At 64.2% G+C, this 14,528-nt stretch carries 14 protein-coding genes; 7 read left to right on the top strand and 7 right to left on the bottom strand.

Going from position 1 to position 14,528, the window contains the following annotated elements; translation table 11 throughout:
* Positions 1-5 precede the first annotated feature (5 nt).
* The 4 genes from guaA to mrdA all read left to right on the top strand — a co-directional run bounded on the left by guaA (position 6) and on the right by mrdA (position 4,482).
* Positions 6-1,595, top strand: a complete 1,590-nt coding sequence (gene guaA, locus KBY74_RS04945; protein WP_106632491.1) for a glutamine-hydrolyzing GMP synthase — start codon at positions 6-8, stop codon at positions 1,593-1,595.
* Positions 1,596-1,704: 109 nt separating this feature from the next.
* A complete protein-coding gene (locus tag KBY74_RS04940; protein ID WP_254941750.1) occupies positions 1,705-2,286 on the top strand; it encodes a hypothetical protein in 582 nt (193 codons plus the stop codon).
* 52 nt (positions 2,287-2,338) lie between these two features.
* Positions 2,339-2,722 (top strand): hypothetical protein, encoded by a 384-nt coding sequence (locus KBY74_RS04935; protein WP_254941749.1) that lies wholly within the window; start codon positions 2,339-2,341, stop codon positions 2,720-2,722.
* A 2-nt stretch (positions 2,723-2,724) separates the two neighbouring features.
* Positions 2,725-4,482: a penicillin-binding protein 2 gene (gene mrdA, locus KBY74_RS04930; protein ID WP_254941748.1), complete on the top strand. Its 1,758-nt coding sequence runs from the start codon at positions 2,725-2,727 to the stop codon at positions 4,480-4,482.
* 1 nt (position 4,483) lies between these two features.
* Here the strand turns inward: mrdA and KBY74_RS04925 are convergent, their stop codons facing one another.
* The 3 genes from KBY74_RS04925 to KBY74_RS04915 all read right to left on the bottom strand — a co-directional run bounded on the left by KBY74_RS04925 (position 4,484) and on the right by KBY74_RS04915 (position 7,743).
* On the bottom strand, positions 4,484-5,620 hold the full coding sequence (locus KBY74_RS04925) for a glycosyltransferase family 1 protein (RefSeq protein ID WP_254941747.1): 1,137 nt from the start codon (positions 5,618-5,620) through the stop codon (positions 4,484-4,486).
* A 17-nt stretch (positions 5,621-5,637) separates the two neighbouring features.
* Positions 5,638-6,831, bottom strand: a complete 1,194-nt coding sequence (locus KBY74_RS04920; RefSeq protein ID WP_254941746.1) for an NAD-dependent epimerase/dehydratase family protein — start codon at positions 6,829-6,831, stop codon at positions 5,638-5,640.
* An 81-nt stretch (positions 6,832-6,912) separates the two neighbouring features.
* Positions 6,913-7,743: a thiazole synthase gene (locus tag KBY74_RS04915; RefSeq protein ID WP_254941745.1), complete on the bottom strand. Its 831-nt coding sequence runs from the start codon at positions 7,741-7,743 to the stop codon at positions 6,913-6,915.
* Between the two features lie 58 nt (positions 7,744-7,801).
* Here KBY74_RS04915 and KBY74_RS04910 point away from each other — a divergent pair, with 58 nt between their 5' ends.
* Positions 7,802-8,425, top strand: coding sequence for a hypothetical protein (locus tag KBY74_RS04910; RefSeq protein WP_254941744.1), 624 nt, complete (start codon positions 7,802-7,804; stop codon positions 8,423-8,425).
* 19 nt (positions 8,426-8,444) lie between these two features.
* Here KBY74_RS04910 and KBY74_RS04905 read toward each other — a convergent pair whose 3' ends face one another.
* From KBY74_RS04905 to rpmI, 3 genes are read right to left on the bottom strand one after another with little or no spacing between them, the layout of a single operon-like run.
* Positions 8,445-8,987 carry a tetratricopeptide repeat protein gene (locus KBY74_RS04905; RefSeq protein WP_106632484.1) on the bottom strand — a complete coding sequence of 181 codons (543 nt, stop codon included), beginning with the start codon at positions 8,985-8,987 and terminating at the stop codon, positions 8,445-8,447.
* A 19-nt stretch (positions 8,988-9,006) separates the two neighbouring features.
* Positions 9,007-9,354 carry a 50S ribosomal protein L20 gene (rplT, locus tag KBY74_RS04900; protein ID WP_254941743.1) on the bottom strand — a complete coding sequence of 116 codons (348 nt, stop codon included), beginning with the start codon at positions 9,352-9,354 and terminating at the stop codon, positions 9,007-9,009.
* A 46-nt stretch (positions 9,355-9,400) separates the two neighbouring features.
* The gene (gene rpmI / locus KBY74_RS04895) at positions 9,401-9,598 is read right to left on the bottom strand and encodes a 50S ribosomal protein L35 (protein WP_106632482.1); all 198 of its coding nucleotides are present in this window, start codon (positions 9,596-9,598) and stop codon (positions 9,401-9,403) included.
* Between the two features lie 239 nt (positions 9,599-9,837).
* Here rpmI and KBY74_RS04890 point away from each other — a divergent pair, with 239 nt between their 5' ends.
* Both KBY74_RS04890 and KBY74_RS04885 read left to right on the top strand, forming a co-directional pair.
* On the top strand, positions 9,838-11,277 hold the full coding sequence (locus tag KBY74_RS04890; protein ID WP_315859036.1) for a SpoIID/LytB domain-containing protein: 1,440 nt from the start codon (positions 9,838-9,840) through the stop codon (positions 11,275-11,277).
* A gap of 24 nt (positions 11,278-11,301) precedes the next feature.
* A complete protein-coding gene (locus tag KBY74_RS04885) occupies positions 11,302-12,654 on the top strand; it encodes a glycosyltransferase family 2 protein (protein WP_254941741.1) in 1,353 nt (450 codons plus the stop codon).
* A 31-nt stretch (positions 12,655-12,685) separates the two neighbouring features.
* Here KBY74_RS04885 and KBY74_RS04880 read toward each other — a convergent pair whose 3' ends face one another.
* Positions 12,686-14,521, bottom strand: a complete 1,836-nt coding sequence (locus tag KBY74_RS04880; protein WP_254941740.1) for a DNA polymerase III subunit gamma/tau — start codon at positions 14,519-14,521, stop codon at positions 12,686-12,688.
* Positions 14,522-14,528 lie beyond the last annotated feature (7 nt).

Below are 14,528 nucleotides of genomic sequence, written 5' to 3'. Positions count from 1 at the left end.
CCCCAGTGCCCCAGCTCGACGCCACCTCCCAATCGACGCGCTATCCGGCGATTGTGATTCTTGATTTCGGCTCCCAGTATTCGGAGCTGATCGCCAGGCGGGTGAGGGAAACCGAAGTCTTCTCCCTGGTGATGGGCTACACCACCACAGCCGAGGAGCTGCGGGCGATTGCCCCCCGGGGCATCATTCTCAGCGGCGGGCCCAGTTCGGTGTATGAGCCGGGGGCTCCCGTGTGCGACCCGGCTATCTGGGAGCTGGGAATTCCGGTGCTGGGCGTTTGCTACGGCATGCAGCTGATGGTGCAGCAGCTGGGTGGCTCGGTGGTGGCCGCCGGTCGGGCGGAATACGGCAAGGCTCCGCTGCACGTTGACGACCCGATCGATTTGCTGACCAACGTCGAAGACGGCTCGACGATGTGGATGAGCCACGGCGACTCGGTGGAACGGCTACCCGAGGGCTTCTTGCGGCTGGCGCACACCGACAACACCCCAGAGGCCGCCGTCGCTGATCACCAGCGGCGCTTATACGGCGTGCAGTTTCATCCTGAGGTGGTCCACTCCACCGGCGGCATGGCAATGCTGCGCAATTTTGTATATCACATTTGTGGTTGTGAGGCCGATTGGACCACAGCAGCTTTCATTGACGAAGCGGTGGCTGATGTGCGCGCCCAAGTCGGCGATAAGCGGGTTTTGCTGGCTCTCTCGGGAGGCGTTGATTCCTCCACCCTCGCCTTTTTGCTGCACAAGGCGATTGGCGATCAGCTCACCTGCATGTTCATCGACCAAGGCTTCATGCGCAAAGGCGAGCCTGAGTTTCTGGTGGAGTTTTTCGACAAGCGCTTCCACATCAACGTGGAATACATCAATGCCCGCGAGCGCTTCATCAGCAAGCTCGATGGCATCACCGACCCGGAGGAGAAGCGCAAGCTGATCGGCACGGAATTCATCCGGGTGTTTGAAGAGGAAAGCAAGCGCCTAGGCCCCTTCGACTACCTGGCCCAGGGCACCCTCTATCCCGATGTGATCGAGAGCGCCGGCACGGGTATTGACCCCAAAACCGGTGAGCGGGTGGCAGTGAAGATCAAAAGTCACCACAACGTTGGTGGCCTGCCCAAGGATCTTCAGTTCAAGCTGGTGGAACCCCTGCGTCGCTTGTTTAAAGACGAGGTGCGCAAGGTGGGCCGCAGCCTGGGTCTGCCCCAGGAAATCGTTGGCCGGCACCCCTTCCCCGGTCCTGGTCTGGCGATTCGCATCCTCGGTGAGGTCACCAGCGAGAAGCTCAACATCCTTCGTGACGCCGACCTGGTTGTGCGCGAGGAGGTGAAGGAGGCAGGCTTATACAACGAGATCTGGCAGGCTTTTGCCGTGCTGCTGCCGGTGCGCAGCGTGGGGGTGATGGGCGATAAACGCACCTATGCCTTCCCGATCGTGCTGCGCTGCGTCTCCTCGGAAGACGGCATGACGGCCGATTGGTCTCGCCTTCCCTACGACCTACTCGAGAAAATCTCCAACCGCATCGTCAATGAGGTCAAGGGCGTGAACCGGGTGGTGCTCGACATCACCAGCAAACCGCCTGGCACCATCGAGTGGGAGTAGGTGTTGCGGGAGTAGCCCGAGACGCCGACCTTCGATACCATCGGCTCCCAGCCCATACGTCGTGACTGCCGCCTCCGCGCCCCCCAGCTCGACATCCCCCGATCCCGACATGCAGCGTCGGCTGCAGCAGGACAGCATCGTCCTGGCCGGCAAAACCATCTATCTCAATCCCTTTCTGTATTGGCGCCGTTTCGATGCCAATACGGACCGCTGGCTGCGGGAGCCAGGCCAGTTGATGGAAGACCAGATCGCCAGCAACCGGCTCCGCTTTTATCCCGAGGTGGACTGGGAGCTGCTTGAAGAGGGTGAGCGGGCCGCCAAAGATGGCGCCGTGGAGATGTTCCTCAAGAGTCTGGAGCTGATCAGCACCTTCAACCCTGAGCTCTCGGCCGGTCATCTGCTCGAGGTTGAGCGCAAGATGGCGGTCACCAAGAAGAAATCATTTGAGCGCTGGGTGACCCGCTCCCTGCGCCGGCGCCAGCAGGAGGAAGAGAAGGCCCGGCGACGCTTTGACCGGGAGCGCACCCTGCGGGCCTGGGGCGAATGGCTGGCCCTTGACGTCACCCGCCAGGCCCTGGTGCCGCTGGCCTCGCTCCTGGTGATCGCCGTGGCGGCGGGTTGGTGGTGGGGTAGTCAGCAGAACTCCCGCCAGGTGATTGTTGATCCAGGGATCCAGCGGCTGGCGCCCTGAGCACCGGGCTGCAGGCAGGTCAGACTGTGGTTCCTGAGCCAGGAACGCCGCCATGGCTACCGACCCCTTTGATGCTCTCCGGCTCACCTTGATGCAGGACGTCCTGCCCGTGGGTTTGGCGGTGGTGGAGCGGGCCCGTAAGGGCGGGGCTCGCGAGGTGATGGCAGCCTTTGACGGCCAGGAGGCCGATCCCCTCGGCAGCCTGCGGGAGGAGGGCGAGCCTGCCGCTAGTCAGCTGCGCCAGGGCCTGGATAGGGTCAGCCCCGGCCTGGGCAACCCGGTGATGAAGGTGGAGGTCCACGATGTGGCCACCGAGGTAGGGGCTGAGGGAGCACACCAAGCCGATCCCCAGGACGCCTTGGAGTTGCAGCAGGGTCTGGCCCGCATTGCTGCTCGACTGGAGCAGCTGGAGCAGCGACTCGAGCTCAACGCCTGACCATGGCCTTTGGTCCAGCTGCCTCCCGTCACACCGGCATGGGCCGTCAGTCGGCCCTGCTTCTGGCTGTGGTGTTGCTGTGCAGCGGTGCCATGGTGGCGCGCTTGGCCTGGTTGCAGTTGCTGCACGGCGCTGAGAACCGCGCCAGGGCCGATGAAAACCGAATTCGGCTGCTGCCCCGCAACCCGATCCGGGGTCGCCTTTTGGATCGTCATGGCCAGGTGCTGGCCACTAGCCGGCTCACCTACAACCTCTACATCCAGCCGCGGGAGGTGGGTGACGCCCAGTGGCCGGCCCTGCGAGATCGCTTGGCGACGGTGGTTGGGTTACCTGCGTCCCAGCTGGAGGCGCGCCGACGCAGTGGTGCCAATGCGGAGGGATTTCGGATAGCTCTGGCCAGTGGCCTCAAGTCTGAGCAGGTGCTGCGCTTCCGGGAGCAGGCTGCCGGGCTCCAGGGCGCCGAGGTGGATGTGGACATCCTGCGCAGCTATCCCCACGGCCGGCTGGCTGCCCACGTGCTCGGTTACACCAGCGGGATCACGGAAGAGGAATACACCCAGCTCCAGCCCAAGGGCTACCGGATCCAGGATCGGGTGGGCCGCAGTGGGGTCGAGAAGCAGTTTGAGGGGCACCTGCGCGGCGAGTGGGGCGGCCAGCAGGTGGAGGTGAACGCCGCCGGCCAGGTGCAGCGCATCATCGGGGAGAAGTCTGCTAAGGCTGGCAAGGACCTGCGGCTCACCCTGGACCTGGCTCTGCAGCAGGCTGCAGAGCGCGCCCTCGATGGGGTGCGCAAGGGGGCGATCGTGGCGCTCGACCCCCAAACCGGAGCAATTCGGGCCCTGGCCAGCCGGCCCACCTTTGACCCCAATGTTTTTTCGCCGGCGCCGAGTTCCAGCCAGTGGAGCAGCCTCAATTCCCCCGATGCGCCCCTGCTGAATCGCGCCTTCCAGGGCTTTCCACCGGCCAGCACCTTCAAGATTGTCACCTCTGTGGCGGGTCTGGAGTCGGGCCGCTACACGGCCGACTCGAAGGTGATGACGATGAATTCGTTCTGTTATGCGGGCCTTTGCTACGGCGACCATGGCGCCCATGGGGCCATCGGTTTTCCTTTCGCCCTGGCCGTGAGCAGCAACACCTTCTATTACCAGGTGGGGCTGAAGGTGGGCCCCGATGAGCTGTTCAAAGCGGCACGGCGCATGGGCTATGGCCAGGTCACCGGCATTGAGCTGGTGGAGGAGGAGACCCCGGGCTTGCTGGGCGATCAGGCTTGGAAACAGGAGGTGCTGGGTGAGGGCTGGACACCCGTGGACACCATCACCTCGGCTATTGGCCAGGGGGCTCTGCAGGTGACCCCGATCCAGATGGCGCGGCTTTATGCCGCGGTGGCCAACGGTGGTTGGCTGGTGACGCCCCACCTGGTGGAGCGCCCCACGAAACGCACCTGGATCGGCCTTAAGCCGGCCACCCTGCAGGTGCTGCGGGATGGGCTGCGCCAGGTGGTGACCGTCGGCACCGCCAAGCTTCTCAATGATCCCAACCTGCCTCCGGTGGCTGGCAAAACCGGCACTGGCGAAGATCCACCCCGGCCTGATCACGCCTGGTTTGGCGGCTATGCCCCAGCGGATAAGCCCACCTTGGTGATCATCGCCTTCGGGGAAAACTCCGGCGGCTATGGCGGCACGGTGGCAGCTCCGATGGTGAAGGCTTTGATGAACACCTGGTTCCGGGGCAGCCTGCCGGGGCAGGCGCCCCAGTCCTGATTCAGGCCACTAGTTGCAGGTCGGGCTTGGCCAACAGGCGCTGGTAGTAGCCGCGCAGTTGTTCGGTAGCTCCAGACCAACCCCAGCGCTCGGCTTCCTCGCGGGCGTTGGTGCGCAGCTCGGTCCGTTGACTGGCATCGCCAAGTAGGCGCTCCACCGCAGCAGCCAGGCTGCCTTCCTGGTCTGGTTCGTAAAGGCAGCCATTCACTCCATCGCTGACGATGTCCGGGATGCCACCGCGGTTGGCGCCCACCACAGGGCAGCCGGCCGCCATGGCCTCCAGCAGCACCAGGCCCAGGGTTTCGGTGCTGGAGGGGAATAGAAAAGCGTCGCCGCTGGCGTAGGCCGCCGCCAGCTCTTGCCCGGCTAGGTAGCCCACGAAGTGGGTAGGTGTGCCCGCAAAGATCTTCTCGAGTTGCAGGCGGTAGGGACCATCTCCAACTAGGGCCAGCCGGGCATCGGGCATTGTTTCAAGCACGGGCCGGATCCGTTCGATCTGCTTTTCCGCAGATAGCCGGCCGATGTAGAGCAGCAGCTTGCCGGTGTCGCTCTGGCCATTTAGCAGCCGCTGTCGCATGGCATCGGAGCGCAGCGCCGGCTGGAAAAGCTCAGTGTCTACGCCGCGCTGCCACAAATCGGTGTGCTGGATTCCTTTCTCACTTAGCTCTTGCACCATGGCGGTGGAGGTGCAGAGGTTGAGCCTGGCTTGGTTGTGGGCAGCTTTGAGCAGTTCCCACAGCAGTGGCTCGAGCATGCCCATGCCGTAGTGCTCCAGGTATTTGGGCAGATGGGTGTGGTAGCTGGCTACCAGGGGATAGGCCTTGGTTTTGGCCAGCCAGATGCCGCCGAGCCCCAGGACGGCGGGATTGACAACGTGGACAAGATCTGGCTTGAAGCGATCCAGGGCTTCTGCCACCGCCGGCCGAGGCAGGGCCAGCTTGAGCTCGGGGTAGAGGGGTAGGGGCATTGCGGGCACTCCCACCACTTGGGCTCCCATGTAGGTCTCGGGAGCGCCTTCCGGGCAGAAGATCAGGACCTCATCGCCAGCCGCGACCAGATGCTGCACCGTCTTGGTGAGCCTGGTGACGATGCCGTCCACCTTGGGCAGAAAGGTTTCGGTGAAAAAGGCGATCTTCAAGGGTTTGGAGTTGTGCCTTAGGTCGTCTGGATGGCCTGAGCCTGGGTTTGGGTCCAGGCGGATTGGCAGGGAATGCGACTGCGGTCGCAGCGATCAGCCCAGCGGCGGGCCACATCCACCACTTCAGCCAGCAGGCCGTCATCGAGGGTGGTGGGGTTGAGGCCCAGCTCGATGAAACAGCGGTTGTCGACGATTAGATCGTTTTCGACGGCTTCGTTGCGCGGATTGGGCAGGTAATTGATCTGGGCGTCCGTGAGAGCCGCCACTTTGCGGGCTAGTTCACCAACCTGGTGGCTTTCGGTCATCTGGTTGAAGATCTTCACCCGCTCGCCCCTGGCCGGCGGATTTTCCAGGGCCAGCTGCACGCACTTCACCGAATCGCGGATGTGGATGAAGGCGCGGGTCTGGCCGCCGGTGCCGTGCACAGTGAGCGGATAGCCGATCGCTGCCTGCATCAAAAAGCGATTGAGCACGGTGCCGTAGTCGCCGTCGTAGTCGAAGCGGTTGGTGAGGCGTGGGTCGCGCTCGGTGGCCTCGGTGTTGGTGCCCCAGACGATCCCCTGGTGCAGGTCGGTGATACGGATCTGGTCGTTTTTGTTGTAGTAGAGGAAGAGCAGCTGGTCCAGCGTCTTGGTCATGTGATAAACGCTGCCCGGGCTGGCCGGGTGCAGGATCTCCTCCTCGAAGCGGCTGCCGTCGGGCTGGGGTACTTCCACCTTGAGGTAGCCCTCGGGGATGGTGGCGCCGCGGTGGGAGCCGTAGCCGTACACCCCCATCGTGCCTAAATGCACGATGTGGATGTCGAGGCCGCTCTCCACGATCGCGGCTAGCAGGTTGTGGGTGCCGTTGACGTTGTTGTCGACGGTGTAGCGCTTGGTGGCGCTGCTTTTCATCGAGTAGGGAGCTGCGCGCTGCTCGGCGAAATGCACCACCGAATCGGGCCGCTCGTGGCGTAGTAGCTCCAGAAGCCGGTCGTATTCCCTAGCGATGTCCAGATGGACAAACCGCATGGGCTTGCCGCCCACCTGTTCCCAGGCCTTAAGGCGGTCGCCCATGGTGGCGATCGGCGTCAGCGACTCCACCTCCAGGTCGACATCGATCTTGCGCCGGCTGAGGTTGTCAATGACAACCACCTCGTGGCCAGCATCGGCCAGGTTCACCGCGCAGGGCCAACCGCAGAAGCCGTCGCCACCGAGAACGAAGACCTTCATTGCAACGCCCATTCCGAAAACCTCAGACCCCTGCAGGACGAGCGGATGCTCCGCTTTGCAAGCTACTACAGGCGTTCAGCTTCAGCTCCCTACCCGGCCAACCTCGGGCGAACTGGGATTGGCGTTTGTGCGTATGGGTAGCCGACCGGCGTGGAAGGCGCTGCGGCCGGCCTCGCAGGCCATGGCCATGGCCCGCGCCATCGCTGGGGGGTCGCCTGCCAGGGCAATGGCGCTGTTGATCAGCAGGGCGTCTGCGCCCATTTCCATGGCCTGGGCGGCCTCGCTGGGCACGCCGATACCGGCGTCAACCACCACGGGCACCTTGGCGTTTTCGATGATCAGGGCGATGTTGGCGGCGTTGCGGATGCCCTGGCCCGAGCCGATCGGCGAGCCCAGGGGCATCACGGTGGCGCAGCCAGCCTCTTCGAGTCGCTTGGCCAGGAGTGGATCGGCATTGATGTACGGCAGCACCGTGAAGCCCTCCTTCACCAGTTGTTCAGCGGCTGTCAGGGTGCCGAATGGATCGGGCAGCAAATGTCGGGTGTCTGGAATCACCTCCAGCTTCACGAAACAGTTGTCCTCCTGGCCTGCCAGCTTTGCCAGCTCCCGTCCCAGGCGGGCCACCCGGATCGCCTCCTCGGCGGTGGCGCAGCCTGCCGTGTTGGGCAGCATCCAGATGCGCTGCCAGTCGATGGCCTCCAGCAGGCCTGCATGGCCGGCAGCCTGGCTCTGCACCCGACGCACGGCAACGGTCACGATTTCGCAGTCGCTGGCCTTCAGGCTGGCCTGCATGGCCGCCAGGCTCGGATATTTGCCGGTGCCTGTCATCAGGCGGCTGCGGAAGCTGCGCCCCCCGATCACAAGTGGATCCCGGTGGGTGTGCGGTTCGCTGGTGGAAGCGGTGGTGACCACGGAGCAGGGCCAGATCTCAGCAACGGTCCTAGCCTCCCACTAGTCAGTTCTGGTTGTTGTGTCTTTTGCCGTTCTTCGTGCTGCCCTGCCGTTAGCCGCAGTGCCGCTGGCACTGTTGCCAATCGGTTTGTTCCCGGCGCAGGCGGCTACACCCGTGGCCAGTGAGGCCTTTGTGCCTTTTACCCCTCCCTCGGCTACCAGCGTCGGTGGTGAGTCGCTTAGTGGTCTGGGAGGTGCGGAGACCTTTGATCCAGTTGGCCGGGCCCAGCTGCTGGCCGGGGAGATGCCGCTCGTATGGAGTGGTACTTATCAATCCTTTGACAATTCCCAGATTGTGAGTGCTGAGCTGCGGCTTGCCTCGGTTAAGCCGATGGGCCAGATGATCGACCTGCGCGGTGAACTCACGGTGGGTGGGGTTACCACTCCCGTGCAGGGCAACCTCAACGCCGAATCAGACCAGCTCGACCTGCTGATGCTCTGCGAGTGCGAGGTGCCGGGTCTGGAAATGGGAGGGGTATTTACGGGCCTGCAGGGCCTGCAGTTGTCAGGCTGGCAAGCACCTCGTCTCACCAGCCGTGGCGGTCGCCTGGATCTGCGTCCCCTATCAAGTGCTAGCCGCGTAGTTGGTCCTGTCAGCACAAAAAACACAACCCGCGGCGCTGCAGTACGCGGACTTTGGTGAAAGTTGAATAAATAATCGCTTAGGCCGCCCGATTCAGGCCGGCCTTGCGATCGAGAAGTTTCAACCGTTTGCGGGCGGTTTTGTTGTTGGCGTCAAGCTCAATCACCTGCTCATAGGTCTGCTTGGCCTCTTCCAGCTTGAGCTGCTTTTCCAGGGCGAAGGCAAGATTATTGAGTGCTACTGGGTAGGCCGGCTTTGCTTCCAATGCCAGCCGGTAATGGCGAATTGCCGTTTTGTAGTTGTTTTGAGCGGCCAAGGCGAAGCCCAGGGCGTTTTGAATCACGGCTTGGGCTTCAGCCGGTTCTTTAGCCGCTTCAGCTTTCTTAAGAGCTTGCTTGAGTGATTCGGCGGCTTGGCCATACAAGCGCTTGCGTAATTGCACCGAGCCAAGCTCGTACAACGTGGCCGCGTCTGATGGCTTAGGGCCTTCACTACGCTCTAGCTTTGCCAGGGTGACTTCGTCTGAACGCACACGCCAGATTTGCCGGGCCACTACAACCGCAGCGACCCCCAGCAGGACGATCAGCCCAATTAGGTAGGCCTGGGGAAGGAGGGCGTCCAAAAAGACCTACCGGTGGAACTCAGTTTGAAGCGGCGCCCACGATGCTGGTGAAGCTGCCGGGGTCAACCACGGCAAGCTGGGCAAGCATTTTGCGGTTGATGCGCACGTCTGCTTTCTTTAAACCACCCATGAAGCGGCTGTAGCTCAGGCCATTGAGCCGAGCTGCTGCGTTGATCCGGGCGATCCAGAGACGGCGGAAGTCGCGCTTGCGACGACGGCGGTCCCGGTAGGCATTGCAAAGCGCCTTCATCACCCGCTGGTTGGCGGTGCGGAAGAGGGAGCCATTGCCGCCGCGGAAGCCACGGGCTAGGCGAAGAATCTTGTTACGGCGTTTGCGGGCAACATTGCCCCTCTTGACGCGTGACATAGCAGTAGATCAGGAAGATAAAAGTAAAAATTGGCCGAGGTCGCTCTCAGGCGTAGGGGAGCATCGCCCTCACGTTGTCCGCATCGCGCTCATCAACAACAGCCATTGTGCCCAGATGACGCTTGCGCTTCGGGCTCTTGTGATCGAGCAGGTGGTTGAGGAAGGCTCGGCGACGCAGAAACTTGCCGGTGCTGGTGGCCTTGAACCGCTTGGCGGCTGCTTTGCGGGTCTTGAGCTTCGGCATTTCTCGCGTTGCGGCGGGCACAAACAAGCAGAGTACGACGTGGCAGTGCCTTCCTCCAAGACCCCTCCTTTTAAGCAATGTTTTCAGTCCGGTCCTCTTCGGCCCAATCGTTGTTGCCGTTAGCCATTTGGGCCAGCACGGTGCTGCTCGCGGGGGGATGTCGGGCCGCCGCACCTCCCATTTCACCTGGATCCGGCCCTGCTTCTGCGCTGCATTGGCCCGTGCAGCCTCCGCCGGCAGTGGCGGCCACAGGGCCGGTGCTCTGGGTGGCCCTGGCGGCCCATTTGGGTCCGCCTACTCCCTTGGAGCTAGGCAGCGCGGCTGGAAACCTCACCCTGCTGAGTGCGAGGGGCCAGCGGTTTCAGTCGCCTCGGTTCCAGTTGCACTGGCGCAGGCTGCCGTTGGCCGAGCCGTTGGCCCTGCGCCGTCAGGTGTGGGGGCCCTTTGCGAGCTACGAGAGCGCCCAGGAGGCTGCTGGCCGCTGGCGATTGGCCGGTGCCACCCCTGTGATTGCCCACCCGGCCGAGTGGGAAGTGTGGGCCGCGCCCGAGGCCCCAGCGCCCGCTGGAGTTAGGCCGCGGCTGGTGGAGCAGCTGCAGCGCGATCGCCTGGTTTTGGAGCTGCGGCGCCCGGATGGCCCGGTTCGCTTAGAGGGGCCCTTGCGCTTGGAGGCCCCGGGGGGGCTGCGCTGGCAGGGGGGTGTGTTTGCAGGTCCATTTCGGCTCCAGGGAGATGCCTACGGCAGCTGGTCGTTGGTGGAGGAGGTGCCCTTAGAGCGCTACCTGCTTGGGGTTGTGCCCCATGAGATCGGGGCAGGCTCCCCCGCCGCGGCCCTGGCTGCCCAGACGGTCCTGGCCCGCACCTGGGCCCTGCGCAACCAGGGGAGATTCGTGGTGGATGGCTACCACCTATGCGCCGATACCCAATGCCAGGTGTACGCAGACCCCAGCCAGGCCGGAGCAGCTGTACGCCAGGCGATTGCCGCCACCCAATATCAAGTCTTGAGCTGGCAGGGTGCGCCGATTCATGGCGTCTATCACGCCACAAATGGGGGGATTGCGGCCGGGTTTGAGGAGGTGTGGATTGGGGACGCCCTGCCCTATCTGAGGCCGCGGGTGGATGGTCCGCCAGCCGTTGCAGCCGCTGTGGTTTTGCCGTTGCAGCCGGCCCGGCTAGGAGCTGCCCTGGCGGCTACCGCCCGCGCCTATGGCTTCGACCACCCCCGCTTCCGCTGGTCTCGCCAGCTCGATTCGGCCCAGATTCAGCAGGCCTTGAGCCGCGCTGCCCTGTCCTTGGGCCTGCCGCCCACACGCCTGGCGGTGCTGGAGCGGGGCCCCAGTGGACGGGTATTGGCGCTGGAAATCCAGGCGCAGGGAGCCAGTGGAGTGCGGCAGAGCGTGGTGCTGCGCCGTGATGCGATTCGCCGCACCTTGCGACAGTTGCCCAGCACCCTCTTTGTGTTGCGGCCCGACGGCCCGGGTCGCTGGATTTTCGAGGGGGGAGGGTTTGGCCACGGTGCCGGCCTGTCTCAAGCTGGAGCTATCGACTTAGCCCGGCGTGGCTGGAGCATGGCTCGCATCCTCGATCACTACTATCCGGGCACCAGCCTCCAGTCCCTCAGGGCGTTGCCAGGCATCAGCCCCCTGTCCCAGCCCGGCTCGGCCGCCAGTTCCCCTTAGAGTTCGGCGACTTTCGGGATCGCCATGGCTGCGGGTGGCCGTACCACCGATCACCGTCGCGGCAAGTCGGCCCTGTTCCTGATCGGCTGCGGCTGGGCGGGAATGGCTCCCCATTGGCTCCATGAGTCGCTGCGCCTGATCCCGGCTCTCACCCTGGCCGTGCTGCTTGGGGGCTACAGCCTGCGCACCGTGTTGCGCCAGGTTTTTGGTGCGATAGGCAGCTCTGAACCAGCTCAAGCCTCCGCCGCTCAAGGGGCCGAACCCCTGCCCGCAGTGGACGTGGTGGTGGCGGCCCGCGATGAGCAGGCAGTTATTGGCCGCTTGGTGGAGCGCATTGCTCAGTTGAACTACCCGCAGGGGCAGATGCGGCTCTGGGTAATTGACGACGCCAGCAGCGATCGGACTCCTCAGGTTTTGGCTGAGCTGCAGGAGCGTCATCCTTTTCTGCAGGTATTGCGGCGTGAGCCAGATGCCGGCGGCGGCAAATCGGGCGCTCTAAATCTTGTGCTGCAGCAGCTTCAGGGCCGCTGGATGTTCGTGCTCGACGCTGATGCGGACCTTCAGAGCGACACCCTGGAGCGGCTGATTCCCTACGCGGAAGCTGGTGGCTGGTCGGCCGTGCAGTTGCGCAAAGCTGAGGTGAATGCCACCGCCAATTGGCTGACCCGGGCCCAAGCCATGGAGATGGCCCTCGACGCCGTGATCCAGCAGGGTCGCTTAGCAGTTGGAGGCGTAGCCGAGTTGCGCGGCAATGGCCAGCTGCTACGCCGGGACGCCCTGCTCAGTAGCGGTGGTTTCAACGAGGACACGGTCACCGACGACCTAGACCTCAGTTTCAGGCTGCTTCTCGACGGCCAGCCGATTGGCATCCTCTGGGATCCGCCGGTACAGGAAGAGGCGGTGCTGAGTGTGGCTGCCCTCTGGCGTCAGCGTCAGCGTTGGGCTGAAGGCGGTTTGCAGCGCTTCTTCGATTACTGGCCCGGCCTGATTTCTGAGCGTCTAAGCGCAAGTCAGAAGCTTGATTTAACCAGCTTCTTCCTGCTCCAATACTTTTTGCCGGTGGTGGCGATTGCCGATTTGATCGGCGCCGTGATTACGGGCACCCGCCCAACCATCTGGCCCCTTTCCTTTGTTGCCTTTGGGCTCTCTGGAGGGGCGATTTTGGCCGGTTGTCGTCGCCCTAGCGAGGGCCCGGCCCTGCCGGCCATGAACGTCTGGAACCTGCTCCTGGGCATTGCCTATTTGAGCCACTGGTTTGTGGTGATTCCCTGGACCACTCTCCGCATGGCCCTGCTTCCCAAGAGCCTGGTTTGGGCAAAGACCATGCACCTCGGCGAGGAGGAAGAGTCCCAAATCGAAGATCCGGCAACCGCCTGATTACCTGCTTACAAAATTGTGCTGGCCCCGCTCAGGCTGCCGCCTCCTCTGCATCGCAAGTCAATGCATCGCCAGTTAATTCGTCGAGCGGCCCATCGAGTTCAACTACTTCGCCATTGAAGAACTCCGCCAGCCTTCTGGCCTTGTCATCGAGGGGTGCGGCTAAGGGGGGCGCAGTAACTGCCGCGGGTGGCGGATTGGCTGCTGGGGTTGGTAGGGGAGCTGGGGCTTGATTCGCTGCTGGGCTTGGCAGGGCTACTGGGCTTGGTAGGGCTGCTGGGCTTGGTAGTGGTGCTGGCGTTGGCGGTGGTGGTGTCGGTCTGGGGGTGGCGGCACCGGGGGCGGTGACAGTTGGTGCGGCGCTCTCCCCACCCCCTTCCAATGTGAGCTGGCGGGGGCTGCCTAGGGCCTTAGCTACCGCTGCTTCCAGCAGGGGCAGGCGGCTCTGCACCATGGCCATCCAGTTGCCGGCCACCTGCACCACGGCGCGGCGCTCATCGAGGCGCACCAGCCGGGCCTGTTGGGACAGCAGCATTCGCGTAGAGGGAAGCTCCAGGCCCGCCAGGATTTGCTGCCAGAGCTCCGGCAGTTTGGCGGAGCTGTTGGGCTCGTCGCTCACCGGAGCTGGGGCTGGAGCCGGAGTCGGGATTGGGGCGGCTGCTGGCGCGACCGCCGGTGCGATTGGGGGTGCAACCAGCGGTGCAACTGCAGGCGCAGTTGCGGTGGGGGCTGCGGCAGAGATTGGCTGGGCGGCAGCTACTGGCTCGGCCAGCAGACCCAACAGCAGCACCTCTAGCCACAGGCGCGGGTTGACGCTGTGGCGCAGCTGCTGCTCGCTGCCCCTTAGCTGAGCCTGCCACTGCAGTAGCCGGGCTTTGCCGAGGGAGCGGGCCAGATCGGGAAGGGCTTGGCGGAACTGGGGCGACACGCTGGTGAGCTCTAGGCGGTCGGGCGCCGTGCCAGCCAGCACTAGATCCCGCAGCAGGCTGACGAGCCCCTGCAGCACGGCGGCGGGCTCCCGGCCCCGCTCCAGCAGCTCGCGGCAACCCTCCAGCAGGGCGAGGGGATCGCAACTGGCCAGGGCACCGGCTAGGGCCAGTAGTTCCTGCTCCGGTACAGCCCCCAGCAGCTCCCATACCGCTGTGGCCTCGATCGGCGCCGGCAGCAGACTGAGCTGATCTAGCAGGCTCTCCGCATCCCGCAGGCCCCCCTGGGCTCGCTGGGCCACCACGTGCAGGGCTTCTGGAGTGATGCCGATCTGCTCCTGCTCAGCGATCCAGCTGAGGTGTTGCTCGAGGGCCTGCAGGGGGATGCGGCGGAAATCGAAGCGTTGACAGCGGCTCAGGATCGTGGCGAGTACCCGCTGCGGGTCGGTGGTGGCCAGCACGAACACCACCCGCGGCGGTGGCTCCTCCAAGGTTTTGAGCAGGGCGTTGAAGGCGGCGGTCGAGAGCATGTGGCACTCGTCCACCACATACACCTTCCAGCGGGCCTGCACCGGAGCGAAGCGGGAGCGCTCGATCAGCTCGCGGATGTTGTCGACGCCGGTGTTGGAGGCGGCATCGATCTCGATTACATCGAGGGCATTGCCGGCGGCGATGGAGGTGCAGAGCTCGCAGACGCCACAGGGCTCGGGGGTGGGCCCATCGCTGCCGATGCAGTTGAGGGAGCGGGCCAGGATGCGGGCGCTGGAGGTTTTACCCGTGCCGCGGGGGCCACAAAACAGATAGGCCGGCGCAATCCGGCCGGTGCGCAGGGCGTTGCCCAGGGTGGCGGCGATCGCCTCCTGCCCCACCAGCTGGTCGAAGCGCTGGGGACGGTATTTGTGGTGGAGGGGTTGGTAGCTGGAGATCGCCGTTGGGCTCATGAAGCTG

Origin of the sequence: Cyanobium sp. A1C-AMD (genome assembly GCF_024346495.1) — a bacterium.
Lineage (GTDB): Bacteria > Cyanobacteriota > Cyanobacteriia > PCC-6307 > Cyanobiaceae > Cyanobium_A > Cyanobium_A usitatum.
This window is presented reverse-complemented; position numbering and strand designations above follow the sequence as displayed.

Coding starts and splice junctions, on each gene's coding strand:
- KBY74_RS04940 (WP_254941750.1), top strand. CDS start 1,705: ATGCAGCGTCGGCTGCAGCAGGACAGCATCGTCCTGGCCGGCAAAACC.
- KBY74_RS04935 (WP_254941749.1), top strand. CDS start 2,339: ATGGCTACCGACCCCTTTGATGCTCTCCGGCTCACCTTGATGCAGGAC.
- mrdA (WP_254941748.1), top strand. CDS start 2,725: ATGGCCTTTGGTCCAGCTGCCTCCCGTCACACCGGCATGGGCCGTCAG.
- KBY74_RS04920 (WP_254941746.1), bottom strand. CDS start 6,831: ATGAAGGTCTTCGTTCTCGGTGGCGACGGCTTCTGCGGTTGGCCCTGC.
- rplT (WP_254941743.1), bottom strand. CDS start 9,354: ATGTCACGCGTCAAGAGGGGCAATGTTGCCCGCAAACGCCGTAACAAG.
- rpmI (WP_106632482.1), bottom strand. CDS start 9,598: ATGCCGAAGCTCAAGACCCGCAAAGCAGCCGCCAAGCGGTTCAAGGCC.
- KBY74_RS04885 (WP_254941741.1), top strand. CDS start 11,302: ATGGCTGCGGGTGGCCGTACCACCGATCACCGTCGCGGCAAGTCGGCC.
- KBY74_RS04880 (WP_254941740.1), bottom strand. CDS start 14,521: ATGAGCCCAACGGCGATCTCCAGCTACCAACCCCTCCACCACAAATAC.